This window comes from Arthrobacter sp. QXT-31 (assembly GCF_001969265.1).
Lineage (GTDB): Bacteria > Actinomycetota > Actinomycetes > Actinomycetales > Micrococcaceae > Arthrobacter.
Genome location: NZ_CP019304.1, coordinates 783,263 through 807,302, shown reverse-complemented (window position 1 = coordinate 807,302; position 24,040 = coordinate 783,263). Strand labels below are relative to the sequence as shown.

Genomic DNA, 24,040 nt, shown 5'->3' with positions numbered 1-24,040 from the left:
GGTTCATGCTGTCCCCGGCCTGGGTGCCTGCGCTCACCTTGGAAGGCGAGCGGAGGGGACGAGGCTAGGGCTCGCTGCGGAGTTCGGGTTCTTTCTTGAGGCCGGTCAGGCCGTTCCAGGCGAGGTTGACGAGGTGGGCGGCGACGGCGCGCTTGTCGGGTTCGCGGGCGTCCTGCCACCATTGGCCCGTCATCGCCACCATGCCGACCAGCATCTGCGCGTACATGGCACCGTCCGCAGCGCTGAAACCGCGGCGGGCGAATTCGTCGGACAGGATGTGTTCCACCCGGGCTGTCACGTGCGACAGCAGGGTGGAAAAGGCGCCCTCGGGCTGGGACGGGGGAGCGTCCCGCATGAGGATGCGGAAGCCGTCAGTGCGGTCCTCGATGTAGGTGAGCAGGGCCAGGGCGGCGCGCTCCACGAGGACGCGCGGCTTGGCTTCGTCCGCCAGGGCGTCGTTGATGGAGGCGAGCAGGATGCGGAACTCGAACTCGACGACCTGCGTGTACAGGCCTTCCTTCGAGCCGAAGTGCTCGTAGATCACGGGCTTGGAGACGCCGGCTGAGGCGGCGATCTCCTCGATGGTTGTGCCGTCCAATCCCCGCATAGCAAACAGGGCCCGGCCTACCTCGATGAGCTGGGAGCGCCGCTGGGGTCCGGTCATCCGCGAGCGGGGGATCCGCCCCGCCGCTGCGTCGGGTCTTGCCGGCAGGTTCCCCGGACCGTCAGTTGTCCCTGTGCTGTTGCTCACCGTCCCATCATGCCTTATGTCAAGCGGCGGGCAGGGGTGGCGGCCGTTCCCGGCGTGCTGTCCCAGCCGGCGCCGGAGTGCCCTGGACGCCGAGGTCGCACGAGCGTCGACGTTCGTGGCAGAATTGGTTCTCGTGTCCAGGCGAAGCCCCGGGCACGGTCCGCTCTGGTGTAACGGCAGCACCCCGGCCTTTGGAGCCGTGGAGTATAGGTTCGAATCCTATGGGCGGAACAGCTGCATCAGAGGCGTCCAGTAGGATGAATCCTGCTGCCGGTTCCGGACACAGGCCAGGACACCGCCGCGCACGCAGCCGCGGATGCAGTACAGCGCAACCGAGCAAGGAGAGCCCGTACGTGAGCCCCGAGAAATCCGGCCCAGCCGCCGTTATCGTCCTAGCTGCAGGTGCCGGTACCCGGATGAAATCCCGTACCCCCAAGATCCTCCACGAAATCGGCGGCCGTTCCATGGTGGGCCACGCCCTGCTCGCCGCCCGCAGCATCAACCCTGAGCGCCTGGCCCTCGTGGTCCGCCACGAGCGGGACCGCGTCGCCGCCCACCTCACCGAACTCGATCCGGACGCGCTGATCGTGGACCAGGACGAAGTTCCCGGCACCGGACGCGCCGTCGAAGTGGCCCTCGAAGCACTGGACGCCAAGGAGCCAGTCGCCGGAACCGTCGTGGTGACCTACGGCGACGTCCCGCTGCTCACTGGTGAAATGCTCTCCGAACTGGTCTCCACCCACGAGCGCGAGGGCAACGCGGTCACGGTCCTCACCGCCATCCTTGACGACGCCACCGGCTACGGCCGGATTCTGCGCGGCGAGGACGGCACGGTGACAGGTATCCGCGAGCACAAGGACGCCACCGACGCCGAACGGACCATCCGCGAAATCAACTCCGGCATCTACGCCTTCGATGCGGCTTTCCTCCGGGATGCCCTCGGCCATGTCACGACCGACAACTCGCAGGGCGAAAAATACCTGACCGACGTCCTCGGGCTGGCCCGTGAGGCAGGCGGCCGCGTGGCCGCCGTCGTCACCGCCGACCGCTGGCAGGTGGAAGGGGCCAACGACCGCGTGCAGCTCGCCGCCCTGGGCGCCGAGCACAACCGCCGGATCGTGGAAGCGTGGATGCGCGCCGGTGTCACCGTGGTCGACCCCGCCACCACCTGGATCGACTCCACGGTAACCCTGGCGGAGGACGTCCGGATCCTGCCCAACACGCAGCTGCACGGCGCCACCACGGTGGCGCGGGACGCCGTCGTCGGTCCCGACTCCACGCTGACGGATGTCAGCATCGGGGAGGGCGCGAAGGTGACCCGGACCCACGGTTCCGGTGCGCAGATCGGCGCGGGCGCCAGCGTTGGCCCCTTCACCTACCTGCGTCCGGGAACGGTGCTGGGCGAGACCGGCAAAATCGGCGCCTTTTACGAAACCAAGAATGTCACGATCGGCCGCGGCTCCAAGCTGTCCCACCTGGGCTATGCCGGGGACGCGGAGATCGGCGAGAACACCAACATCGGGTGCGGCAACATCACCGCGAACTACGACGGCGAGAAGAAGCACCGCACGGTGATCGGCTCGGGCGTGCGCACCGGCTCAAACACAGTATTCGTCGCTCCGGTCACGGTGGGGGACGGTGCCTACAGCGGCGCCGGTGCCGTGATCCGCAAGGACGTACCGGCCGGTGCCCTGGCGCTGTCCATGGCAGCACAGCGCAACGCCGAGGGCTGGGTCATTGCCAACCGTCCCGGCACGCTGTCCGCGGAACTGGCAGAAGCCGCAGCGGCCCGCGAAGGCCACACTGACTCCTCAAATTCCCCCGCATCTACAGAAGAGGGCTAGCAACCATGACCGAAATTACGGCTCACGGCGAGAAGAAACTGGTGCTCGCCGCAGGGCGCTCACACCCCGAGCTTGCCCGGGAGATCGCCAAGGAGCTGGGCACGGAACTGCTGCCTCTGGACGCCTACGACTTCGCCAACGGCGAGATCTACGTGCGCGCCGGGGAGAGCGTCCGCGGAACCGATGCCTTCGTCATCCAGGCGCACCCGGCACCGCTGAACAACTGGCTCATGGAACAGTTGATCATGATTGATTCCCTGAAGCGTGCCTCCGCCAAGCGGATCACGGTGGTTTCGCCGTTCTACCCGTACTCGCGCCAGGACAAGAAGGGCCGCGGCCGCGAGCCCATCTCCGCCCGCCTCGTCGCCGACATGTACCGGACCGCAGGCGCCAACCGCATCATGAGCGTGGACTTGCACACCGCGCAGATCCAGGGCTTCTTCGACGGCCCCGTGGATCACCTCATGGCCATCCCGCTGCTCGCCGACTACATCCGGACCCGGGTCGCCGCCGACAACATCACGGTGGTCTCGCCGGATACCGGCCGTGTCCGCGTTGCCGAACAGTGGGCCGAACGCCTCGGCGGCGCGCCGCTGGCATTCGTCCACAAGAGCCGCGACCTCACCGTCCCCAACCAGGCCGTCTCCAAGACCGTGGTAGGCCAGATCGAGGGCCGCACCTGCGTGCTCATCGACGACATGATCGACACCGGCGGAACCATCTCCGGCGCCGTGCAGGTGCTCAAGAACGCCGGCGCCAAGGATGTCATCATCGCCGCCACGCATGCGATCTTCTCCGATCCCGCTGCCCGGCGCCTCTCCGAGTCCGGCGCCCGCGAAGTGGTGGTCACCAACACGCTGCCCATCCCCGCGGAGAAGCAGTTCCCGGAACTCACCGTGCTGTCCATCGCGCCGCTCATTGCCCGCGCCATCCGTGAAGTGTTCGACGACGGATCGGTCACCAGCCTCTTCGACGGCAACGCCTAACGGCGCTGCGCGCCTGGGCCCATGCCGGCAAGCCTGGGCCCACGCCGGCCGGGTTCCCTGAGCGTGGAGCCGCTCCGGCGAGGGCAGGGAGCCGGATCGGACTTGCGAGCTGAGGGAGCCGGTGGGGACCGTTTTCAGTAAACGGGCCGGGCGCTGGTAAGCTTTTTCCCGATACCTTGGCGAGGGAGAGCGCCGGACATCCGTAAAATTGCGGTACACCGGACAGCTGGTCTCCGTTATCGACTGGGTCTGAATCACCCTTCTGGTGGGGCCGCCTTCGGGCCGCCCGGCGTTGAAGGTCGCTCCAGACCTCCGCCCTTGCTGACCCAACAATCCACCAGGAGATGCACATGTCTGAGCAGAAGCTCGCAGCAGAAGCACGCACCGAATTCGGCAAGGGCTTCGCCCGCCGCGCCCGCGCCGCGGGCCAGATCCCCGCCGTGATCTACGGCCACGGCGCCGAGCCCGTCCACATCACCCTGCCGGCCAAGGCCACCACCCTGGCAGTCCGCGTTCCCAACGCCCTGCTGTCCCTGGACCTCAACGGTGAAGGCCACCTGGCCCTCGTCAAGGACGTCCAGCGCGACCCGATCAAGCAGATCATCGAGCACATCGACCTCCTGACCGTCCGCCAGGGCGAGAAGGTCACCGTTGACGTTCCCGTGCACACCGTGGGTGAGACCGCCGCAGGCACCGTGCACAACCTGGAACTGACCGTGGTGTCCCTCGAGGCCGAGGCCACGCACCTGCCCGAGGCCGTCGAGGTCAACATCGAGGGCCGCGCTGCCGGCGAGCACATCCACGCCAGCGACCTCGTGCTCCCCAAGGGCGCCGTCCTGCTGACCGACGCCGAGGCCCTCGTGGTCAACATCTCCGAGGCCGCAGCTCCGGCTGAGGAAGAAGAAGGCGCAGCCGAGGAAGCCGCCGCAGAAGAGGCTCCGGCCGAAGAAGCTGCTGCCGAGTAATTCGGGCACAACCCTTCCCGCGCCGCATAGCGCGCGGACCGGTGGCCGGGTCCTTTGCGGGCCCGGCCACTGCCGTCCCTGCCCCGCATGCGTGCAAACCCCCGCCTTAGGATTGATTTCATGACTGACACCTGGCTGATCGTAGGCCTTGGCAACCCCGGACCCGAGTACAGCGGCAACCGGCACAACGTCGGCCAGATGGTGCTGGACGGGCTGGCCGGCCGGATCGGCGGGAAGTTCAAGTCGCACAAGGCCAGGGCCCTGGTCCTCGAAGGCCGGCTGGGCATCGGCGGCCCCCGTGTGGTGCTGGCCAAGCCCGGTACCTACATGAACGTCTCCGGCGGCCCCGTGTCGGCGCTCGCAAAGTTTTACGACGTCGAGCCGGCCCGGGTGGTCGCCGTCCACGACGAGATCGACATCCCCTTTAATACTGTGAAGCTGAAGATCGGCGGCGGCGAGGGCGGGCACAACGGCCTCCGGGACATCTCCAAGGCCCTCGCCACCAAGGACTACCTCCGCGTCCGGGTGGGAGTCGGCCGGCCGCCGGGCCGGATGGACACCGCGGACTACGTGCTCCGGGACTTCGGCACCGCGGAAAAGAAGGAACTGCCCTTCCTGCTCGATGACGCCGCCGACGCCGTCGAACTCCTCATCCGCGAGGGCCTGACCGCAGCACAGCAGCAGTTTCACACCGCCAAGGTCTAACCGCGCAGGCTACAGCTTTTCCTCCTCACATCGCGAACCCTCAAGGTCGCCTCAAGGTCTGCGAAATGTGAACGCAGTGCCCTGTATCCCTGCTATGTAACGGGGTAGTCTACTTTCTAAGCGGGGGAGGCGATGGGGCCTTTATCCTGCCGGGCGGGATGTAAGGGAAAAGTTCATGTCAATTGAGCCACTGAGCTGGGGACGTGGGTCTACGGCGGGCGTGCTGGCGGGACCGGCGGGCGTCGCGGGCGGAACGGACCTACAACGATGGTCGGTTCCCGCGCGCAGCGCAGACCTCGAAGCCATCCGCACTGCGCTGACAGATCCTGAGTCCCTGGGCGTTGTTATCACCGGTGCCCGCGGCGTGGGGAAATCCTCACTGGCGCGCACCGCCGTTGCCGAGCTGGGTCCGGACGTCTGGTCGCTCCAGCTCCGCAGCCCCCTGAGCGGCTCACAAACCTCCTACGCCTGCCTCGCCTTCCTCATGGCCCGGCTGCCGCAGTCGGCCCTGGCCTCCCCAACCGCCATCCTCCAGGGCATCACCTCCCTGATCCGGTCCGACGCCGCAGGCCGGGACTGCATCATCACCCTGGACACCACCGGCCCGATCGATGACATGAGCGCCGGCGTCATCCTGAACATCATGCTGACGCACACCGCCCGCGTCATCGCCATCGCACCCAGCACCAGCGACCTCCCGGCAGACTTCCACTGGCTGCTCACCGACCGCAGACTCACCGAAGTCCGGCTGGACAACCTCAACGAACTCCAGACCCGGCAGGTGCTGCTGACGCTGCTGGGCCACCGCGTCTCGGCCTCGCTCGTGAGCACTTACCACGCCATCGTGGGCGGCAACCCTCTGCTGCTCAAGGCACTCGTCACGGAACAGCAGCAGTCAGGAAACCTCGTCCTGTCGGATTCCGTCTGGACCCTGCGTGACAGGGTGGTGCTCGACGGCGCCGCCGGGCTGGATGACATTGTCCGGTCCCGATGGTCCCGGGAAGAACCGGAAACGCGCGAGGTCATCGAGATGCTCGCGTGTGCGCGGCGGATTCCGCTGGCCCGGCTGACCGAAATCTACGGGACCGCAATAGTGGCCGATATGGAGGACGCCGGGCTGCTGACGGTCGCCGACACCGGGGACCGCTGGGTCTCGGTGCGGGAACAGTACCTTGGGGACGTCGTGCGCTCGTGGCTGAGCATCTCCCGCCGACGTGAACTCCGCGCTCTGTTGCTGGGCGGACGCGAACCCGAACTGTCCGCCATGAGCATGGAGGAGCGGATCGAGTTCGCCGCGTGGACCAGGGAATGCCAGGCAGACCTTAGCCCTGCCATGGCGGTGGCCGCGGCGGAGGCGGCGGTGCACCTCTTTGATCCCCGGTTCGCGATCTCCTGCGTGGAAGGCATCAAGAAGACCGACGACGTCTGGGTGGATGCGCAGCTGCACAAGGCAACCGCCTACCTGCTGCTCGACCTGCCGGTGCAGGCCATGGCCGCGCTGGAGGACATTTCCCAGGCGCAGCTGGACGCGCTCGAGGAGGAGGCCTTCGCCCGCGTGGTGGCAGCCAAGAGCCGGGTCATGGTGTGGTTGCCGGAGCTGTGCGACAAGGTTCCGGACGAGCTGGCAGACGCCCGCCAGCGGCTGGGCGTTGCCGCCGGAGTGGCATCCAGCTGGCCCGATCCGCTGGGCACGGCAGCCAACGTCATCACCCTGGCCGAGTTCGAATACAAGTCCTTCATCGGTGACTATGCATCCATGGTTGGGGAGCTGGAGGAAGCCGTGGATCCGGCGGTCAACAAGGACCCCGGCTTCAGGATCCAGGCCGCACTGCTCCTGATGCACGCCCTGTCCGCCGTCGGCCGGGAGATGGACGCCCTCCAGCTGATGCGGCGCGTCGGCGGACAGCTTTCGGACGCAGGGCCCCTGACCGGCCTCCGGGAGCGGTTCACGTTGACGGCCTTCAACGTGCTGCTGCAGGCCGGCCAGTGGAAGCGGTGCCTGGAACTCGTGGGGCCGCCCAAGGGACAGGCGGAACGCCGGCTGGCCTACCGCACGTCCGCCACGGAACTGGCGGCAGGCATCGCCTACGTTTTCTCCGGCCGTGGCGCGGTGGCGCTGGACTCGCTGCTGTCCGCCGTCGCCCAGCTCGAACTCCGCCCGGTGCTGAACATGCTCCAGGCCGCCTACGCCGCCACGGCCTTCGCCTACGCCCAGATCGGCAACGCCGGACAGGCGCACAAATACCTCGACAAGCTGCGCGGCGCCCGCGGCCACTGCAACTTCCGCACCCTGTTCGTCACGGAGTTCTGCGCCGACATGGCCGGGCGCTGGCTGGGGGACACCGACGCCGTGAAGCGGCTGCTCGCGGCGGCACACCGTGACATCGCGGCCGGCCGGTACACGCTGGCCGGGATCAGCCTGCTCGGAGCGACCGTGAACGGAACCGATGAGGACTTCCGCCTCATGGAGGACGTGGCGGGCCACCGGCAGGGAACCCTGGCCGAAATCTCCCGCCTCATCGCCGTGGGCACCCGCACCAAGGACGCCAAGGTTCTCCTGGAAGGCGCTCATTTGTGCGCGGAGCTGGAACTCGACGCGGTGGAGGCCCGGTGCGTGGCGCTCGCCGTCGATTTTGCCCGCCATTCCGGGGATTCCGCATCTGCCCGCATCGCGCAGGCCCGGCTGGACAGCCTCACCGCCACCGTGCCCAGCCTGCCGATTGTTCCCAGCAGCGGGAGCCCGCTCCTCACCGCGCGGGAACGCCAGATCTCCCGGCTGGCGGGAAGGGGCGTGTCCAACCGGGACATCGCCCTGGAGATGGGCGTTTCAGTCCGGACGGTGGAAGGGCACCTGTACCAGGTCTTCACCAAACTCGGCGTGACTTCCAGAGGTGATCTGCCTGGCCTCGTCTAACAGCTCCTCGCCCAACGGCCGCAGCGCCAAGCCGGAAGCCGAACGCCGGCAGCTCACGGGGCGCCGTGAAGCGATAGAGCATGTCTGTACGGTCATCCGCAGCCGCGCCAGCCAGGCCGTCTACCTGATGGCGGGACCCGGCGTCGGAAAGACATCCGTCACGGACGCGGTGCGGGAGAAGCTGGCCGCGGAGATGACCGTGCTCCGGATCCACGGCAGCTCCTCGCTGGCCAAAGTCCCGTACGGGGTGCTGGCGCCTTACACCTCCGGGCTCGCCCCCGAGGAAGCGGATTCACCCGTCGCGGTGCTGCGGGCTGTGTGGGCTCACTTCCAGGAGCTGAAGGGCAGCAGCGGCCTCAAGGGCGGCACGGACGCCCCCGTGCTCCTGGTGGTGGACGACGCCCACCACCTTGATGACGCCACCGCCAGCATGGTGGTGGACATGACGTCGGCCGGCTGGGCCACGGTGCTGGCAGCAGGGCGGCCGCGGCCGGGCCTGCCCGCGGCCCTGAACCAGCTCTGGTATGACGGCCTGGCCGAACGCATCGACCTCCGCCCGCTCAACGGCGAGCAGGTCAGGGAAGTGGTGGAACACACTCTCCAGGGGACCGTTCCCGTCAGCACCGTCCAGTCGCTGTGGTCTGCATCGGGCGGCAACCCGCAGCTCCTCGCCTGCCTGCTGAACGACGCAACGGCCGCCGGAACCCTGGTCCAGCGCAACGGGATCTGGGTGCTGCTCGGACCCTTGCCGGCTGACGGGCCTCAGCTTTCGGACCTGGTGGTCAAGGATCTTCTCCGCAGAACGCCGGAGGAGCAGGATGCGCTCAAGGTGATCGCACTGGCGGAGCCCGTGCCCAGGCGCCTTATCGAGGACGTCTGCGGCGCCGGCGTCGTGCGTTCCCTGCTGGACAACCAGGTGGTGGCCGAGTCAGCCGCGACGCAATCCGAGCTGCGGCTCGCGTACGCCATCCTGGGCGAATCAACGCGGCGGCAGGTGTCGGTCTCGCGGAGCCTGCAGTTGCGGCAAAAGCTTGACGCCCACCTGGCGGCGGCGGGCGCCAGTGCCGAGGGCAGGCTGCGGCTGGTGGAATGGTCGCTGGAATGCGGCCTGGAGGTGCCCGACCTGGACCTGCTGAATGCCGGCCTGCTGGCCGCGGGCACGTTCAACAACGCCGGCGCACGGCTCATGGCCGATCACGTGCGGGCCCCGGAGCTGCAGGCGAAGGCGCTCTCCATCACCGCGCGGGCCCACTTCAACGAAGGCAAGTACCGCGAGGCCGCAGAACTCCTTGACGGCTGCTGGCTCGATTTGGCCGGGGACCCGGAAGCCCCGCAGGTGCTGATGCTCAGGGCGTCGTCCCACATGGCTTTGGGAATGTCCGTGCCGCTGCTCAGGGAGGAGTCACGCCGCCAGCTCAAGGAGGCCGGGATCCCGCCGGACGACTCCTGGCAGGACCGGATCCACGGGCTGCTGGAGATGGCGGCCAGCGGCGACCACGAAGGCATTGCGGCTGTCATCGCCTCGCTCGGGACACCGGATCCTGACACGGCATCGGCTGTCGAGGCCACCCAGCACGCCGTGGGGCAGGCGCTGCTTGCCCAGACGCTGGTTGCCGCCGGCCGGTCACACCAGGCCCATACCGCCGCCGCGGCCGCCGGACCCTTCCTGCCTGCGCTCAACGGCGGCCTGTATTTCTTCAACGAGTTTGTCCTGACCCGGCTGGCACTCAGCACCCTCGCGGCCGGCAACTGGGAGTCCGCCGAGCATGAGCTTTCCGGCTATCCGGCGGAGCGCACCGAAGGCGTCTCGACCTTCGGCGGCGGGATCCAGGCGCTGCGCGGCCTCGGGCTCCTGCGGCAGGGACAGCTGGAGCGCGCGTACCAGGTCCTCCTGCCCGCGGTTGAGGCGCTCCGGATCAATGATCCGCTGCAGGAGTTCAGGTTCGGCTCGTCGCTTGCCTTCTATGCCGCAGCCCGCCTGGGCGACACCGCACAGGCAAAGCGGCTTGAACAGGACTTCATCTCGGCCCGGCACGCCAGCGGCCCCGGCTGCGACTCCGTCGCGGAGGCCTATGCCGCCGCCGCGGCCGAATACCTCGACCGGAAGGGCACCGGGCTGGAGAGGCTCCGCGAGCTCGCGGCGTCCGAGTTCGTAGCGAACCATCCCGGAACCAGGCTGGAATGCCTGATCCTTTGCTCCGACCTCGGCGAACGCTCGCTGGCGAAGGAGCTCGCCTCCCTCGCAGCCACCGTGGAAGGCCGCTGGGCGGCCGGCTGGCGCCAGCTGGCCCAGGCCTGGGCTTCCGAGGACGCCGACATCCTCATGGAAACTGCGGCCGCCCTGGAGGAGGCTGGCCTGGTGAACCTGGCGCGCGAGGGGTACGCCAGGGCCGGCGCCCTGCTGGACGCCGCGGGGGAGCGGCGCCGCGCCCGCCAGGCGATCGCGCACCGGGAGAAATGCGACCAGGAGCTCGGCGAGCGGTTCCGGGAAAGTCCCTTCGTTGCCTCCGTCCCCAGTGTCCACCTGACCCGCCGCGAACGGGACATCGTGGAGTTGGCGGTGCAGGGCCTGTCGGACCGTGAGATCGCCCAGCAGCTGATGGTGTCCGTGCGGACCGTGGAGGGGCATCTATACCGCAGCTACGTCAAGCTCGGCGTCCGCCGCCGCGACGAGCTCGCGCTTGCCCTTCCCAAGAAGTAGCGCTTCCCGAACTTATTTTTTTCCGGGCCCGCCGGGTACATTCCGCGCGGTTCCGGGCCGGATCGCGCCACCTGCGGGAACCAGTAGTTAAGTACTCAGAAAAACGAGTACCGAGTACTGATGCCGCGGGCGCCCGTACGCGATTTACTAATAGTGGCAGCGGAAGCAGGGCTGATCTCCCCCCGAAGCTGCCACCAGATTTATCAGGTCTCGCACCCAGATTTCCGGCCTTTCGGGTCCGGGCAAGGCGGGGCCGGCGACGTCAGAGCCTTCTGAGACCGAGGCTCTCCCCCCAGCCGTCGCCGGTCCTTAAAAGTGAAGAAATCGCAAAACAAATATCCGCCGGCTTTCCGGCATCATGATAGGGCGGCCCGCAGCGACGAGGGCCGCCCTTAGTGTGCGCCATGCTGCAGGCAAAGCCGCTGTGGGACAATTGAGAGGTACCCCGAGGCACCCAAGGAGTCCCATTGGCCGTAGTATCCACGCCAACCACGCTGACGCGCGCCCTGTCCGCGATGGACAATGCCGAGGTCCTGCGGATCCGCAACGACTTCCCCGTGCTGAACCAGACGGTTAACGGCCGCCCGCTGGTTTATCTGGATTCCGGCGCCACATCGCAGAATCCGCTGAGCGTGATCGAAGCGGAACAGGAATTCTACGAGCAGCGGAACGCGGCCGTGCACCGCGGAGCCCACCATCTTGCGGTGGAGGCCACCGAGGTCTTCGAGGACGCCCGGCAGACCCTAGCCGATTTTGTCGGGGCGGACTACGAGGAAATCGTGTGGACCTCCAACGCCACGGAGGGCCTGAACATCATCAGCTATGCGCTGTCCAACGCTGCGCTCTGGGCAGCTCAGGGCCGCGGCGACTCCCGGCTGCGGGAGCTGGCCCTGGGACCCGGCGATGAAATCGTGGTCACCGAAATGGAACACCACGCAAACCTGATCCCCTGGCAGGAGTTGGCCTACCGGACAGGTGCCACGCTGCGGCACATCCCTCTGGACGACGCCGGAGCGCTCCGGATGGATGAGGCCGCGGACATCGTGAGGGAGCGGACCCGGCTGCTGGCCTTCACCCACGCATCGAACGTGCTGGGAACCATCAACCCGGTCAGCGACCTCGTCGCCCTCGCCCGGCGGGCCGGTGCACTGGTGGTGCTGGATGCGTGCCAGTCGGCGCCGCACCTTGCACTGGACGTCAAGCAGCTGGACGTCGACTTTGCCGTGTTTTCCGGCCACAAGATGCTGGGCCCCACCGGGGTCGGTGTGCTGTACGGCAAGCAGGAGCTTCTGGATGTGCTGCCGCCGGTCCTGACCGGCGGTTCCATGATCACCACTGTGACCATGGAACGGGCGGAGTACCTTCCTGCGCCGCAGCGGTTCGAGGCAGGGACCCAGAAGATCTCGCAGGCCGTGGCGCTGGCCGCCGCGGTCAACTACCTGACGGAAACCGGGATTGACCGGGTGCACCGCTGGGAGTCCGAGCTGGGCCAGCGGATGGTGGCGGGGCTGGAAGCCATCGACGGCATCCGCGTGCTGGGCCCGGCCGCCGGCCAGGACCGCATCGGCCTGGCGGCCTTTGACGTTGCCGGTGTCCACGCGCACGACGTCGGCCAGTTCCTTGATGCGCGCGGCATCGCCGTCCGCGTGGGCCACCACTGCGCCCAGCCGCTGCACCGGCGCCTTGGACTGACGGCCACCACCCGCGCCAGCGCCTACTTGTACAACACCACCGACGACGTGGACGAATTCCTGGATGCAGTATCCGGAGTCCGCGCGTACTTCCGGGCCTAGCCCCCGGAAACCAGACCGTTCCCCAACGACAGGTACCTGAGCATGAGCCTCGACCAGCTTTACCAGCAGATCATCCTGGACCACTCCAAGGCCCGGCACGGCAGCGGGCTGGCCGCAACTGCTGTTCCGGACGGCGCGTCCACCGGCCAGTCGCACCAGCTCAATCCCGTGTGCGGCGACGAGGTCACCCTCCGCGTGGCGGTGGACCACGGCACGGTGAAGCAGCTGGCGTGGGACGGGGCGGGATGCTCGATCTCGATGGCCTCCGCCTCCGTGCTGAGCGAGCTGGCCGAGGGCATGAGCGTGGACGAACTCCGTTCCGTGATCGGGAACTTCCGGGACGTCCTGCGGTCCCGGGGGAAGATCCCTGCCGACCCCGAAATCCTGGGCGACGCCGCCGCTTTCGAGGGCGTGGCCCGCTACGCCGCGAGGGTGAAGTGCGCCATGATCTCCTGGGTCGCAGCCGAGGACGCCCTGAACCAGGCTGCCTGACGGCACGTCTTCAGCCCTACCGGTCTTTTTCGGACCGTTCGAAGACATCCGGGACGCCGTCGCCGTCGTCGTCCCTTGCCTCCTCCGCTTCCAGGCGCCGGTAGTGCCTGTTCCGGGCCTTAAGGACGACGGCGGCCAGCACCGCAGCGGTCAGCGAACCGGCCAGGATGGCAACTTTTGCGTGGTCGTCGTGGGCAGATCCCTGCCCGAAACTCAGTTCAGCGATCAGCAGCGAGACCGTGAAGCCGACGCCGGCCAGCAGGGACAGGCCGGCGACGTCCACCCACTTCAGCCCGGCGTCCAGCTGCGCCCGTGTGGTTTTGGTGACGAGGAAGGTTGCACCGAAGACGCCAAGGGCCTTGCCCACAATGAGCGCGGTCACGATGCCCACGGCCACGGGATCGGTCAAGGCGGAGGCCAGCCCCGAGGTGCCGCCGATCGCCACGCCGGCCGAGAAGAACGCGAATACAGGAACCGCAAAGCCGGCAGAAAGTGGACGGAGCTTGTGTTCCAGGCGTTCGGCCATGCCGGCTCCGCCGGCGTGGTCAGTGACGCCGTGGGCGCTGCTGTGGGCGGCGGTGCCTGCCTGGCGCTCCCGCCGTGACAGTGCGACCGGGACGGTGAAGCCGAGCAGCACGCCGGCCACCGTGGCGTGGATGCCGGAGGCGTGCACCAGTGCCCACGTGGCCGCCGCCAGCGGCAGGAGCAGGAACCAGTGGCTGATCCGCTTCTGCACCAGCCAGGCGAACAGCGCCAGCGGAACGAGCGCGGCGAGCAGCAGGGCAGGCTGGAGCCCGGAGGAGTAGAAGAAGGCGATGATGCCGATGGCGATCAGGTCGTCCACCACGGCGAGGGTGAGCAGGAACGTTCTCAGCGCTGACGGCAGGTGGGTGTTGATGACCGCGAGCACTGCCAGCGCGAAGGCGATATCGGTGGCGGTGGGGATCGCCCACCCCCTCAGGGCCTCGGCACCCTGGTTCCAGACGATGATGGAATAGATGATGGCCGGCAGGGCGACGCCGCCCACTGCGGCCGTTACCGGGACAACCGCCCGTGACGGGCGGCGCAGGTCACCGGAAACAAACTCGCGTTTGAGTTCCAGGCCGGCAATGAAGAAGAACAGGGCGAGCAGTCCGTCGGAAGCCCAGTGGCCCACGCTCAGCTGCAGGTGCCAGGGCTCGTAGCCGATTTTCAGGTCACGCAGCCCGAAGTACGCGTCCGCGGCGGGGGAATTGGCCCAGATCAGGGCGGCGGCCGTGGCCACCAGGAGCAGTGCACCGCCCACGGTCTCGGTCCGGAGGATGGCGGCAATGCGGAGGTACTCAGGGTAGGTGGTGCGGCTGAATACCGGAAACTTGGGGGAGGGAAACTTGCGGGAAGGGAAGGACGGCTTGGGCACTGATGCTCCTCGCGAGGGGTCGGCTAACGTATTGCCGACCAGACTTCCCGGCGCACCCTGAGTAGCCAGCATATCCCACTGGCAAGGGTCCGCTGGCCGGGCGTGTCGAAACCGGGTTTCGACAGGCCCAGCCAGCGGGGCACCAGTCAGCTGACGAGTGCCGCGATTCCGATTCCGGCCGTTGCGGCTCCCAGCACCATGGAAACGGTCACCAGGACCACGTGGACCGTGAGGAACTTCGTGGCCTTGCCGGCGGCGTCCCGTGCCCGCGGGTCCTTCATGACGCGGCGCAGGAACTGCGGCCACACCACCAGGGACCACACGCCCGAAACGATCAGGACCAGGGCGAGGACGGCAGGGACGTCCACAGGGCTAGTGGCTTTCGAGCCAGGCCTGGGCCTGCTGCGACTGGATGTTCAGTGCCTTGCCCACCATGGGCTCGGCGGCGTCGGCGATCTTGCCGCCCAGGAACGGCACGGAAGAGGTGACGTTTCCTTCCAGTTCAACGCGCGTGCTGCCGCCGTCGGCGACGAGGCGCTGGACCGCGGTCACGTCGATCGGTGCGCCGGCGATCTTCAGGGAGATGGTGCTCTGGCGTGAGCCGTCGGCTGCCGGGGCTTCCCAGCTTTCCACCTGGGTCACCTTGAGGCTCTCGCCGACGAACTTGCGGGCGATTTCCGGCAGGCGCGTGGTGGGCAGGGTGCGCACCGACGTGGTGCTGAATTCCCCGGCAATGTCGCCTGCCACGGTGAAGGACTCGAGGCTGCCGCCGACGTATTCGCTGGTGTGACGCTGGAAGTCTTCGTTCGCGAAGACTGCGGTGACGCTGTCGACGCCGTGGGGAAGGGTGGTGGATGCACTCAGTGCCATTGATCCTCCGTCGTTGTGGGGTCAGAACGCTTTTTGCTCACCACATCCTACGGGGTTGGCCGCGCTTCCCCGGCACCGGGACGTTCCGCACCACGCTCTGCGGCCGCCTTCCGATCCTCGGCGGCGAGCCTCCGGGCTGCCGCCGTGATGTTGCGCGACATGGCCGGAAAGATGACGCTGTGGAAAGGAAGGACCGCCAGCCAGTAGAGCCTCCCGCTGAGCCCCTTGGGGAAGAAAATGGCCCTTTGGCGGTAACGGCTTCCGGCGCCGTCGGGCTCCACACAGAGCTCCAGCCAGGCGCGCCCGGGAGCGCGCATCTCCGCCCGCAGCCGGAGCAGGCGGCCGCGCTCGATCCGTTCCACGCGCCACCAGTCCACCACCTCGCCGGCCACCAGATGGTGCGGATGCCGGCGGCCGCGGAGCAGCCCGGCCCCGCCCCAGAGCTTGTCCAGCCACCCGCGGACGCTCCATGCCAGCGGGAGCGAGTACCAGCCGTTGCGGCCGCCGATCCCCTCGATGATGGTCCACACATGGGACGGGTCCACGTCGCTGGCGAAGGTCCGCTCGTCGACGTACACCCTGTAGCCGGCCCAGCCGGGGTCACTGGGCAGCGGGTCGGCGTCGGCGCCCGCGTTGGCCCACGTCGTTTCCACCTGCCCGTCGCGTTCCTTGCCGAGCGCCAGGGCAACGGCCCTGCGGTAGCCGGTGAGGCCGCCGTCGGGCTGTTCGATGTAGTTGTCGATGTCGTGTTCGGCGGAGACGGCGTCATGCTGCAGGGACTGGACCAGCGGCACCGACATCGACAGCGGAATCGGGGTCACCAGGGCAACCCACAGCCCCGCCAGCCGGGGCGCCGGCACCGGCAGCGCCAGGACCGGGCGCGGCGGCAGCCCGGCCTCGGCAGCGTACTCCTGCATCATGCCGGCATAGGTCAGGACGTCCCGGGATCCGATGTCGAAGGTCCGGTTCAGGGGTTCCGGCAGCGAAGCGGCCCGGACGAGGTAGTAGAGCACGTCCCGGACGGCGATGGCTTCGATCCGGTTGCGGACCCAGCTGGGCGCCGGCATGAGGGGCAGCGTTTCGGCGAGGTGGCGGATCATCTCGAACGACGCCGAGCCGGAGCCGATAACCACCCCGGCCTGGAATACGATGGCGTCCACCGGGCCGGAGAGGAAGACCTCGCCCACCGCCTCGCGGGAGCGCATGTGCGTGGAAAGCGCGGTGGTGCGCGGGTGCAGGCCGCCCAGGTAGACGATCCGCCGGACGGAGGCGGCCGCGGCGGCCCCGGCCACAAGCTGGGCCATGGCCTTTTCCTTGGCCTCGAAACCGGAGCCGGCTGCCATGGAATGGACCAGGTAGTAGAGGACATCCACGCCACGCAGGGCATCCTCCAGGGCAGCGGCGTCATCGAGGCTGCTGCGGACCACTTCCACGTCGTCGAACCACGGCACTCCGGCTATCTTCTCCGGCGACCGGACCAGCACCTTGACCCGGTGGCCGGCGTCCAGCAGCCGGGGGACGAGCCGGCCGCCGATGTATCCGGTGGCTCCCGTGACAAGCACAGTACGGGTGTCGGCGGCGCCGCCGGGTCCGGCTGTGCTGTTCGTGCTGCCGGGGTTTCCGCTGCTGTCGTTTCCGGTCTGGTCGCTCACGGGAGTCTCCTTGGGGCGGCGGCATGGCTGGGGTAGAGATCAGACTTCACCTGCTCAGCAAGCTTAGCAACGCGGCATTCGGACCCCGGATGCCGCCGCTGTGCCCGCAGGGGTAGGCTGGAAGCCCCGGCATTCGCTTCGAATCCCGGGTTTTCGTGTTGCCTGCGTCCGAATGAGATTCCAGGAGATCCTGCCCATGAGCCCCAAAGGCCAGAGCCCCAAAGGCCAGCCCTCCAACGGCCAGTCCTCCACTGCCCTGCCCCTCGACGGCCTGCGCCGCGTCCTTCATGCGGACAGGACGTTCGCCCGGGTACAGGCGGAGTCGGCGCGCAGCTTCAGCGTCCGCAGTGAGGACTACCAGATCAGCGCCCCGGCAGGCCTGCGGCCCGTGCTCCTGGCGGAGATGGCTGACGGGCTCCGGAACGCCGCGGGAGACGGCGCCACTGCTGGTGAAAAAGGTGCCGCTGACCACACCGCGCCGGGCGTGGTCCTGGCCGTCACCGCCACGGGCCGCGAGGCCGAGGATCTTGCCGCCGCGCTGCGCGCCTACCTGCCGGCCGGCGCCGTCGCAGAGTTCCCCAGCTGGGAAACGCTCCCGCACGAGCGGCTGTCCCCGCGCTCTGACACGGTGGGGCGCCGCCTGTCGGTCCTGCGGCGGCTTGCCCATCCGGAAGACTCTGCTCGCCCGGACAATGCAGAAAGCCCGACGGCGGGACCCCTCCGCGTCGTCGTGGCTCCCGTGCGCGCCGTGCTTCAGCCGATTGTCGCAGGCCTGGGGGACCTGGTTCCGGTGACGCTGAGGGTCGGCCAGGAGGTGCCGTTCACTGACGTGATCAAGAACCTGGCCGCCGCCGCCTACGCCCGCGTTGACATGGTGACCCGCCGCGGTGAGTTCGCCGTCCGTGGCGGCATGCTCGACGTCTTTCCGCCCACCGAGGACCACCCCATCCGGGTGGAGTTCTTCGGCGACGAGGTGGACCAGATGCGCTGGTTCGCCGTCGCCGACCAGCGCTCGCTGTCCGCCCCCGGCGTCCACCACCCCACCGAACTCCACGCCCCGCCCTGCCGGGAAATCCTCGTCACGCCGTCGGTCATGTCCCGGGCTGCGACATTGAAGTCCCAGCTGCCCGCCGCCGCCGACATGCTGGAAAAGATCGCCGGCGGCATTGCCGTGGAAGGCATGGAATCCCTGGCTCCGGTCCTCGTGGACGCCATGGTCCCGTTCATGGAGCAACTGCCCGCCGGTTCGATTTCGGTGGTCATCGAGCCGGAGAAGGTCCGCACCCGCGCGCACGACCTCGCGGCCACGAATGAGGAGTTCCTGGAGGCGGCGTGGTCCACAGCGTCGGACGGCGGAACGGCGCCGCTGGATCTCAGTTCCCAGGCCTCGGCGGCCCTGCATTCCGCCAGCTTCCGGTCGCTTGCCGAGACCCGCACGGCGGCGCTCGGGAACGAGGTGTCGTGGTGGTCCATCTCGTCGCTGGCCACCGACGAGGAACTGACCCCGGACATCGACGTGCTCAACCTCCACGCCCGTGAACCGCGCGGTTACCAGGGCGACGTGGCCGAAATGATGGACTTCATCGGCTCCCACGTGCGGGACCAGTGGCGGATCGTGGTGGCCACCGAAGGCCCCGGCCCCGCCCAGCGCCTGGCCGAACTGTTCCACGACGCCGACATTCCCTGTTCCCGGGTGGACACACTGGACCACGAACCCCAGGCGGGGATCATCGAGGTGACTACCGCCGCCGTCGGACGCGGTTTTGTCCTGGACGGGCTGAAACTCGGCCTCCTGACCGAGGCCGACCTGCTGGGCCGCACCTCCGCCGGCTCCACGAAGGACATGCGCCGCATGCCGTCCAAGCGTCGGAACGCCGTGGACCCCCTCCAGCTGGTGGCCGGGGACCATGTGGTGCACGAACAGCACGGCATCGGCCGTTTCGTCGAACTGCTGCAGCGCAAGGTGGCAGGCGGCAGCGACGGGGTGCGCGAGTACCTCGTGCTGGAGTATGCGCCGTCCAAGCGCGGGGCGCCCGGGGACCGGCTGTTTGTGCCGACGGACCAGCTGGACCAGGTGACGCGCTACGTCGGCGGCGACACCCCCGTCCTCAGCAAGATGGGCGGCGCGGACTGGGCCAGCACCAAGTCCAAGGCACGCCGGGCGGTCAAGGAGATCGCCGGCGAGCTCATCCGGCTCTACTCGGCCCGGATGGCCTCGCGCGGCCACGCCTTCGCGCCGGACACGCCCTGGCAGCGCGAACTGGAGGAAGCCTTCCCGTACGTGGAGACCCCGGACCAGCTGACCACCATCAACGAGGTCAAGGCCGACATGGAGCGCGAGATCCCCATGGACCGGCTGGTCTCCGGCGACGTCGGCTACGGCAAGACCGAGATCGCCGTCCGCGCCGCCTTCAAGGCCGTGCAGGACGGCAAGCAGGTGGCCGTGCTGGTGCCCACCACGCTGCTCGCGCAGCAGCACTACGAGACGTTCACCGAACGGTTCTCCGGCTTCCCGCTCCGGGTCAGGCCGCTGTCCCGGTTCCAGGCGTCCAAGGAAGCAAAGGAAACGGCCGAGGGCGTCAAGAACGGGTCCGTGGACGTGGTGATCGGCACCCACCGGTTGCTGTCCAAGGACTTCGAGTTCAAGGACCTCGGCCTCGTGATCGTGGATGAGGAGCAGCGCTTCGGCGTCGAGCACAAGGAAGCGCTGAAGAAGATGCGCACCAACGTGGACGTCCTGGCCATGAGCGCCACGCCGATCCCGCGCACGCTCGAGATGTCCCTGACCGGCATCCGCGAAACGTCCACGCTGGCCACTCCGCCGGAGGAGCGCCACCCGGTGCTCACCTACGTGGGGCCGTACACGGACAAGCAGACCTCCGCCGCCATCCGCCGGGAGCTGATGCGCGAAGGACAGGTGTTCTTCGTCCACAACCGCGTATCCACGATCGAAAAGACCGCCGCCAAGATCCGCGAGCTCGTCCCCGAAGCGCGGGTGGAGGTGGCTCACGGCAAGATGTCCGAAAGCCGGCTGGAGCAGATCATCGTTGACTTCTGGGAGAAGCGCTTCGACGTGCTCGTCTGCACCACCATCATCGAAACCGGCCTGGACATTTCCAATGCCAACACCCTGATCGTGGACGGGGCAGACAAATACGGACTGTCGCAGCTCCACCAGCTGCGCGGACGCGTGGGCCGCGGCCGGGAACGGGCGTACGCCTATTTCCTCTACCCCTCTGAGAAGCCGCTGGGCGAGGTGGCGCTGGAACGGCTGAAGGCCGTGGCCACGCACAACGAACTCGGTGCCGGCATGCAGCTGGCCATGAAGGACCTGGAAATCCGCGGCGCCGGCAACCTGCTGGGCGGCGAGCAGTCGGGCCATATCCAGGGCGTCGGCTTCGACCTCTACATCAGGCTGGTCGGCGAAGCCGTGGCGGAATACCGCGGTGAAGCCGAGGAGAAGGCCGCCGAGATGAAGATCGAGCTGCCCGTGAACGCGCACCTGCCGCACGACTACGTGCCGGGGGAGCGGCTGCGGCTGGAGGCCTACCGGAAGCTGGCGTCCGCCCTGACCAACGAGGCCATCGACGAAGTCCTCGCCGAACTCGTGGACCGCTACGGGGAGCCGCCGCTGCCCGCCCAGAACCTGGTCGCCGTCGCCCGCTTCCGGGTTGGTGCCCGGGAAGCCGGGCTGTCCGACGTCGCCCTGCAGGGGAACTTCATCCGGTTCTCACCGGCGCAGCTGCCCGAATCCAAGACCATGCGCCTCAACCGGATGTACCCGGGCGCCCAGGTCAAGCCTGCCCTCGACGCCGTCCTCATCCCCAAGCCGAAGACCGCCCGGATCGGCGGCCGGGACCTCCAGGACGCCGAGATCCTGGAATGGGCCGACGGCGTCATCCGCAACATTTTCTCGGACGCTCCCGTCCCGGCCGAAGCCGCCAAGGGCTAGCCGTGATGGGAGGACACCACGCCGCGTCAGGTGCCGCGGCGTGGGTGGCTGTTGCCTCGACGGGGCCGTACACCCTGGGCTGGTACCCGCTGGACGCCACCGGCGTGCTGATCGGCGGAATGGCGACGGCGGGCACCGCCCTCGTCTGCGACTGGGACCACCGTTCCAGCACGGTGGCGCACTCGCTGCCGCCCCTGTCCAACGTGATCGCCGTGGGCATCGAGAACGCCAGCGGCGGCCACCGGCAGGGGACGCATTCGGTCCTCGGCGCGGCCGTGTTCGTGCTGCTCGCAGCGGTTGCCGCCCAGATCCAGGTGGACACACCGTGGGGCGTGCTGTCGGTCGGTGCCGGACTGCTGTGCATGTTCATGATCAACATTGCCGCCAAGGCGCTGAAGCTGTTTCCGAGGTCCGGCTGGATCACCAACTGGGTTTTCGCCCTGGCCATGGCGGGCCTGGTGACCTGGTTCGCCCCGGAGCAGTGGACCTGGCTGCCGATGTCCATGCTGATCGGCGTCGTGGTCCATATTGTGGGGGACATGGTGACCACCGGGGGCGTTCCGCTGCTCTGGCCGCTGGTGATCAAGCCACCCCGGTTCATGCGCCGGCTGTGGGTGCTGAGAAACTTCTGGCGGCCCAACGGCGCCTTCTCCATTCCGCTCTTGGGTCGGGCCGGATCGCGGCGGGAGTGGCTGGTGCTGATTCCGGTGAGCGGCTACGCCATGGTGGGCATGTGCGTGGCAGCCTGGTCGCTGGCCGGCACGCTCTCTGCGGCGCTGGCCCTGGCCGGCCGGCTGGTCAGCAGCCTGCTGGGACTTTCCTAAATTGGACTTAAAGAGCTGAAGCCCCGGAGATTTCCGGGGCTTCGGCTTTCGATTTCTGGGGTTTAGTATTCGCCGGCGCTGTCCGAGCGGCCCGTGATGGTCTGCGGGATCCAGAATGCGAGGGCGAAGAGGCCAAGGCACACAGCCATCGGCCACGGGTTGCCCAGGGTCAGGAAGGACAGCGAGTAGATGGAGCCCAGGAACAGGGCCATGATCACCACGAAGAGGACGATGCTGCCGACCAGGGTGTTCTCGTTCTGGGGCGTCTTTACGTGCTGGTCAATCTTGCTGGACATTCATTCCTCCTCGGCCCCGCGGGGCTCAAACTGTGGCTGCCGCCGGTCAGTACGCAGACGAACCCTGTTCGCCTTTGACGATTGCAATACCGGAGCTGGCGCCAATACGTGTTGCACCTGCAGCAATCATAGCCTGTGCGTCCTCGAGGGACCGCACACCGCCGGACGCCTTGACTCCCAGGTCCGGACCCACGGTGCGCCGCATCAGGGCGACGTCCTCCACCGTGGCGCCGCCGCCGTTGAAGCCCGTGGAGGTCTTCACGAAGTCCGCCCCGGCCTCGACGGCCGCTTCGCAGGCCAGGACCTTCTGGTCATCGCTGAGCAGGGCGGTTTCGATGATGACCTTGAGGATGGCCTCCCCGCCGTGCACTGCCTCCGCCACGGCCTTGATGTCATCCACCAGTGCGCCCTTGTCCGAGGCCCGAGCCGCGGCGATGTCGATGACCATGTCCACTTCATCGGCTCCGTCCAGCACCGCCCCGCGCGCTTCGAACGCCTTCACGTCGCTGGGCGTGGCGCCCAGCGGGAAACCCGCCACGGAACATGTGAGCACACCGGTACCCTTCAGGGCTGTCTTGACCGTCTTGACCCACACCGGGTTCACGCACACCGATTTGAACTTGTATTCGGCGGCCTCGGCACAGACCTTGAGGATTTCCGTCTCGCTGGCATCCGGCTTCAGCAGCGTGTGGTCAATGAAGGAAGCGATGCCCTGCGCGCCGGCACGTTCGCCGGGGGTTCCTGCGGGGCTGCTCGCGGTGCCCGTCGGGGCGCTTGCTTCGTGGCTCATGATGGTCCTTTCCAGGCTGCGGGCCCAGGGTGCGGCGTCCTTCCGAACCATCCTGCCACAGCAGGAGCGCTACGCCGCCGTGGCCAGCTGCCCCACGGAGAGGGCCGCCATCAGCTCGGCGGCGCAGACGCCGGCAGCGGAACCTGACGCCACCAGCAGGCCCAGCCGCACGCCGTCGAACGCTGCAGCATCCCCGATGGCCCAGATGCCCGGCACGGACGAGCGGAAGTCGCGGCCGACGACGATCCCCCCGGACGCCGCCGTCTTGACACCGGCAGCGGCGGCCAGGCCGTCCCGGGGCGTGCGCTCTTCGGCGAGGACCACGAGGTCGCCGTTCATCCGGCTGCCGTCCTCGAACACGACGCCGGCAGCCGGCAGCACGGAGCCGGCAAGGGTAGGCACGACGGCGGCGGGCCGGGCTGTGGTGCGGACAGGCCGGACGCCGCGGGCGCGGAGCACGGCTTCGGCCTGGCCGGCTGCGGGACCGGTGCCCACCAGGATGCCCAAGGGACGGCGGCCCAGAACCCGGGTGACTTCCCGGACGGCGTGGCCGATCGTGTCGGCGTCGTCGATGGTGGAGTAGCTGAGGCAGCGGCCCGAGCCGTCCACAGGGGAGTCGTCCGGGGCCGATCCGGTGGCGATGACCAGTTCGTCGTAGCCGAACTCCATGCCGTCGGCGGTGGTCACCACCTTGGCGGCGGCGTCGATGTGGCTGGCGGGCTGGCCGAAGCGGACGGAGACGAACGGCAGGGCGGCCAGTTCCAGCAGCTCCTCGGGGGCGTCGTCGCGGCTGCTCAGGACGGTGACGGTGCCGGCGAAGCGGGCCGCGGCCAGCTGGGCCACGAGGGCCCGGGCGGCGGGGCCGGCACCGGCGATCAGGATTTTGGCGGAAGCGGTGGCAGTGGACGGAAACTGTGCCGGAGCGGACATGTGCGGGCCCTTTCGAATGCTGCACCAGGCGGGCCGGTCTCGGGCCCTGTTGTGCTGATGGGACCCAGCCTAGGGGGAGCGTTTTTCGGGGGTGTTTCCCTGCCGTTGCGGAATTGTCCCTGCCCGTTCGCTGCTTTTTACCACCCGGTAACAAAAGGGAGTTTTTGTACAGACAT

At 68.2% G+C, this 24,040-nt stretch carries 18 protein-coding genes and 1 tRNA gene; 11 read left to right on the top strand and 8 right to left on the bottom strand.

Translation table 11 applies throughout. The features are described from left to right. Positions 1 to 64 precede the first annotated feature (64 nt). Entirely contained in the window at positions 65 to 664 is a 600-nt protein-coding gene (locus BWQ92_RS03695; protein ID WP_076798344.1) for a TetR/AcrR family transcriptional regulator, read from the bottom strand. Between the two features lie 246 nt (positions 665 to 910). Between BWQ92_RS03695 and BWQ92_RS03690 the strand changes: the two genes are divergently transcribed. From BWQ92_RS03690 to sufU, 9 genes are all read left to right on the top strand, one after another. Continuing rightward, positions 911 to 982: transfer RNA gene (locus BWQ92_RS03690), tRNA-Gln, on the top strand. 122 nt (positions 983 to 1,104) lie between these two features. Further along, complete coding sequence (gene glmU, locus BWQ92_RS03685; RefSeq protein WP_076798343.1) at positions 1,105 to 2,595, top strand: bifunctional UDP-N-acetylglucosamine diphosphorylase/glucosamine-1-phosphate N-acetyltransferase GlmU; 1,491 nt, start codon at positions 1,105 to 1,107, stop codon at positions 2,593 to 2,595. A 5-nt stretch (positions 2,596 to 2,600) separates the two neighbouring features. Further along, positions 2,601 to 3,581 carry a ribose-phosphate diphosphokinase gene (locus tag BWQ92_RS03680; RefSeq protein WP_076798342.1) on the top strand — a complete coding sequence of 327 codons (981 nt, stop codon included), beginning with the start codon at positions 2,601 to 2,603 and terminating at the stop codon, positions 3,579 to 3,581. Positions 3,582 to 3,931: 350 nt separating this feature from the next. Further along, positions 3,932 to 4,546, top strand: coding sequence for a 50S ribosomal protein L25/general stress protein Ctc (locus tag BWQ92_RS03675; RefSeq protein WP_076798341.1), 615 nt, complete (start codon positions 3,932 to 3,934; stop codon positions 4,544 to 4,546). Between the two features lie 120 nt (positions 4,547 to 4,666). Continuing rightward, on the top strand, positions 4,667 to 5,251 hold the full coding sequence (gene pth / locus BWQ92_RS03670; RefSeq protein ID WP_076798340.1) for an aminoacyl-tRNA hydrolase: 585 nt from the start codon (positions 4,667 to 4,669) through the stop codon (positions 5,249 to 5,251). A 175-nt stretch (positions 5,252 to 5,426) separates the two neighbouring features. After that, on the top strand, positions 5,427 to 8,165 hold the full coding sequence (locus BWQ92_RS03665) for a helix-turn-helix transcriptional regulator (protein ID WP_076798339.1): 2,739 nt from the start codon (positions 5,427 to 5,429) through the stop codon (positions 8,163 to 8,165). Beyond that, the gene (locus BWQ92_RS03660) at positions 8,143 to 10,866 is read left to right on the top strand and encodes a LuxR C-terminal-related transcriptional regulator (RefSeq protein WP_083706207.1); all 2,724 of its coding nucleotides are present in this window, start codon (positions 8,143 to 8,145) and stop codon (positions 10,864 to 10,866) included. The genes BWQ92_RS03665 and BWQ92_RS03660 overlap by 23 nt, the downstream gene beginning before the upstream one ends. Before the next feature lie 467 nt (positions 10,867 to 11,333). Continuing rightward, a complete protein-coding gene (locus tag BWQ92_RS03655) occupies positions 11,334 to 12,659 on the top strand; it encodes a SufS family cysteine desulfurase (RefSeq protein ID WP_076798338.1) in 1,326 nt (441 codons plus the stop codon). A 42-nt stretch (positions 12,660 to 12,701) separates the two neighbouring features. Continuing rightward, positions 12,702 to 13,151 (top strand): Fe-S cluster assembly sulfur transfer protein SufU, encoded by a 450-nt coding sequence (sufU, locus tag BWQ92_RS03650; RefSeq protein ID WP_076798337.1) that lies wholly within the window; start codon positions 12,702 to 12,704, stop codon positions 13,149 to 13,151. A 16-nt stretch (positions 13,152 to 13,167) separates the two neighbouring features. On the opposite strand, the gene nhaA is transcribed toward sufU, so the two are convergent. From nhaA to BWQ92_RS03630, 4 genes are all read right to left on the bottom strand, one after another. Then, the gene (gene nhaA, locus BWQ92_RS03645) at positions 13,168 to 14,550 is read right to left on the bottom strand and encodes a Na+/H+ antiporter NhaA (protein WP_076798336.1); all 1,383 of its coding nucleotides are present in this window, start codon (positions 14,548 to 14,550) and stop codon (positions 13,168 to 13,170) included. Between the two features lie 146 nt (positions 14,551 to 14,696). Then, positions 14,697 to 14,918: an SCO4848 family membrane protein gene (locus tag BWQ92_RS03640; RefSeq protein WP_076798335.1), complete on the bottom strand. Its 222-nt coding sequence runs from the start codon at positions 14,916 to 14,918 to the stop codon at positions 14,697 to 14,699. 4 nt (positions 14,919 to 14,922) lie between these two features. Then, the gene (locus tag BWQ92_RS03635; protein ID WP_076798334.1) at positions 14,923 to 15,420 is read right to left on the bottom strand and encodes a DUF2505 domain-containing protein; all 498 of its coding nucleotides are present in this window, start codon (positions 15,418 to 15,420) and stop codon (positions 14,923 to 14,925) included. Between the two features lie 47 nt (positions 15,421 to 15,467). Then, positions 15,468 to 16,982 (bottom strand): SDR family oxidoreductase, encoded by a 1,515-nt coding sequence (locus BWQ92_RS03630; RefSeq protein WP_076803488.1) that lies wholly within the window; start codon positions 16,980 to 16,982, stop codon positions 15,468 to 15,470. Between the two features lie 286 nt (positions 16,983 to 17,268). Here BWQ92_RS03630 and mfd point away from each other — a divergent pair, with 286 nt between their 5' ends. Then, positions 17,269 to 21,024, top strand: a complete 3,756-nt coding sequence (gene mfd, locus BWQ92_RS03625) for a transcription-repair coupling factor (protein WP_172804239.1) — start codon at positions 17,269 to 17,271, stop codon at positions 21,022 to 21,024. A 5-nt stretch (positions 21,025 to 21,029) separates the two neighbouring features. Then, a complete protein-coding gene (locus BWQ92_RS03620) occupies positions 21,030 to 21,848 on the top strand; it encodes a metal-dependent hydrolase (protein WP_076803486.1) in 819 nt (272 codons plus the stop codon). 62 nt (positions 21,849 to 21,910) lie between these two features. On the opposite strand, the gene BWQ92_RS03615 is transcribed toward BWQ92_RS03620, so the two are convergent. The 3 genes from BWQ92_RS03615 to BWQ92_RS03605 form a co-directional block, all read right to left on the bottom strand. Further along, complete coding sequence (locus tag BWQ92_RS03615) at positions 21,911 to 22,144, bottom strand: hypothetical protein (RefSeq protein WP_076798333.1); 234 nt, start codon at positions 22,142 to 22,144, stop codon at positions 21,911 to 21,913. 46 nt (positions 22,145 to 22,190) lie between these two features. Further along, on the bottom strand, positions 22,191 to 22,934 hold the full coding sequence (deoC, locus tag BWQ92_RS03610) for a deoxyribose-phosphate aldolase (protein ID WP_076803485.1): 744 nt from the start codon (positions 22,932 to 22,934) through the stop codon (positions 22,191 to 22,193). A gap of 69 nt (positions 22,935 to 23,003) precedes the next feature. Next, positions 23,004 to 23,864: an FAD-dependent oxidoreductase gene (locus BWQ92_RS03605; RefSeq protein WP_076798332.1), complete on the bottom strand. Its 861-nt coding sequence runs from the start codon at positions 23,862 to 23,864 to the stop codon at positions 23,004 to 23,006. Positions 23,865 to 24,040: the final 176 nt, after the last annotated feature.

Bases quoted from the DNA above. Each gene is read 5' to 3' on its own strand.
- BWQ92_RS03675 (WP_076798341.1), top strand. From the start codon at position 3,932: ATGTCTGAGCAGAAGCTCGCAGCAGAAGCACGCACCGAATTCGGCAAG.
- pth (WP_076798340.1), top strand. From the start codon at position 4,667: ATGACTGACACCTGGCTGATCGTAGGCCTTGGCAACCCCGGACCCGAG.
- sufU (WP_076798337.1), top strand. From the start codon at position 12,702: ATGAGCCTCGACCAGCTTTACCAGCAGATCATCCTGGACCACTCCAAG.
- BWQ92_RS03620 (WP_076803486.1), top strand. From the start codon at position 21,030: ATGGGAGGACACCACGCCGCGTCAGGTGCCGCGGCGTGGGTGGCTGTT.
- BWQ92_RS03680 (WP_076798342.1), top strand. From the start codon at position 2,601: ATGACCGAAATTACGGCTCACGGCGAGAAGAAACTGGTGCTCGCCGCA.
- BWQ92_RS03665 (WP_076798339.1), top strand. From the start codon at position 5,427: ATGTCAATTGAGCCACTGAGCTGGGGACGTGGGTCTACGGCGGGCGTG.
- mfd (WP_172804239.1), top strand. From the start codon at position 17,269: ATGAGCCCCAAAGGCCAGAGCCCCAAAGGCCAGCCCTCCAACGGCCAG.
- BWQ92_RS03605 (WP_076798332.1), bottom strand. From the start codon at position 23,864: ATGTCCGCTCCGGCACAGTTTCCGTCCACTGCCACCGCTTCCGCCAAA.
- BWQ92_RS03635 (WP_076798334.1), bottom strand. From the start codon at position 15,420: ATGGCACTGAGTGCATCCACCACCCTTCCCCACGGCGTCGACAGCGTC.
- BWQ92_RS03695 (WP_076798344.1), bottom strand. From the start codon at position 664: ATGACCGGACCCCAGCGGCGCTCCCAGCTCATCGAGGTAGGCCGGGCC.
- BWQ92_RS03615 (WP_076798333.1), bottom strand. From the start codon at position 22,144: ATGTCCAGCAAGATTGACCAGCACGTAAAGACGCCCCAGAACGAGAAC.
- deoC (WP_076803485.1), bottom strand. From the start codon at position 22,934: ATGAGCCACGAAGCAAGCGCCCCGACGGGCACCGCGAGCAGCCCCGCA.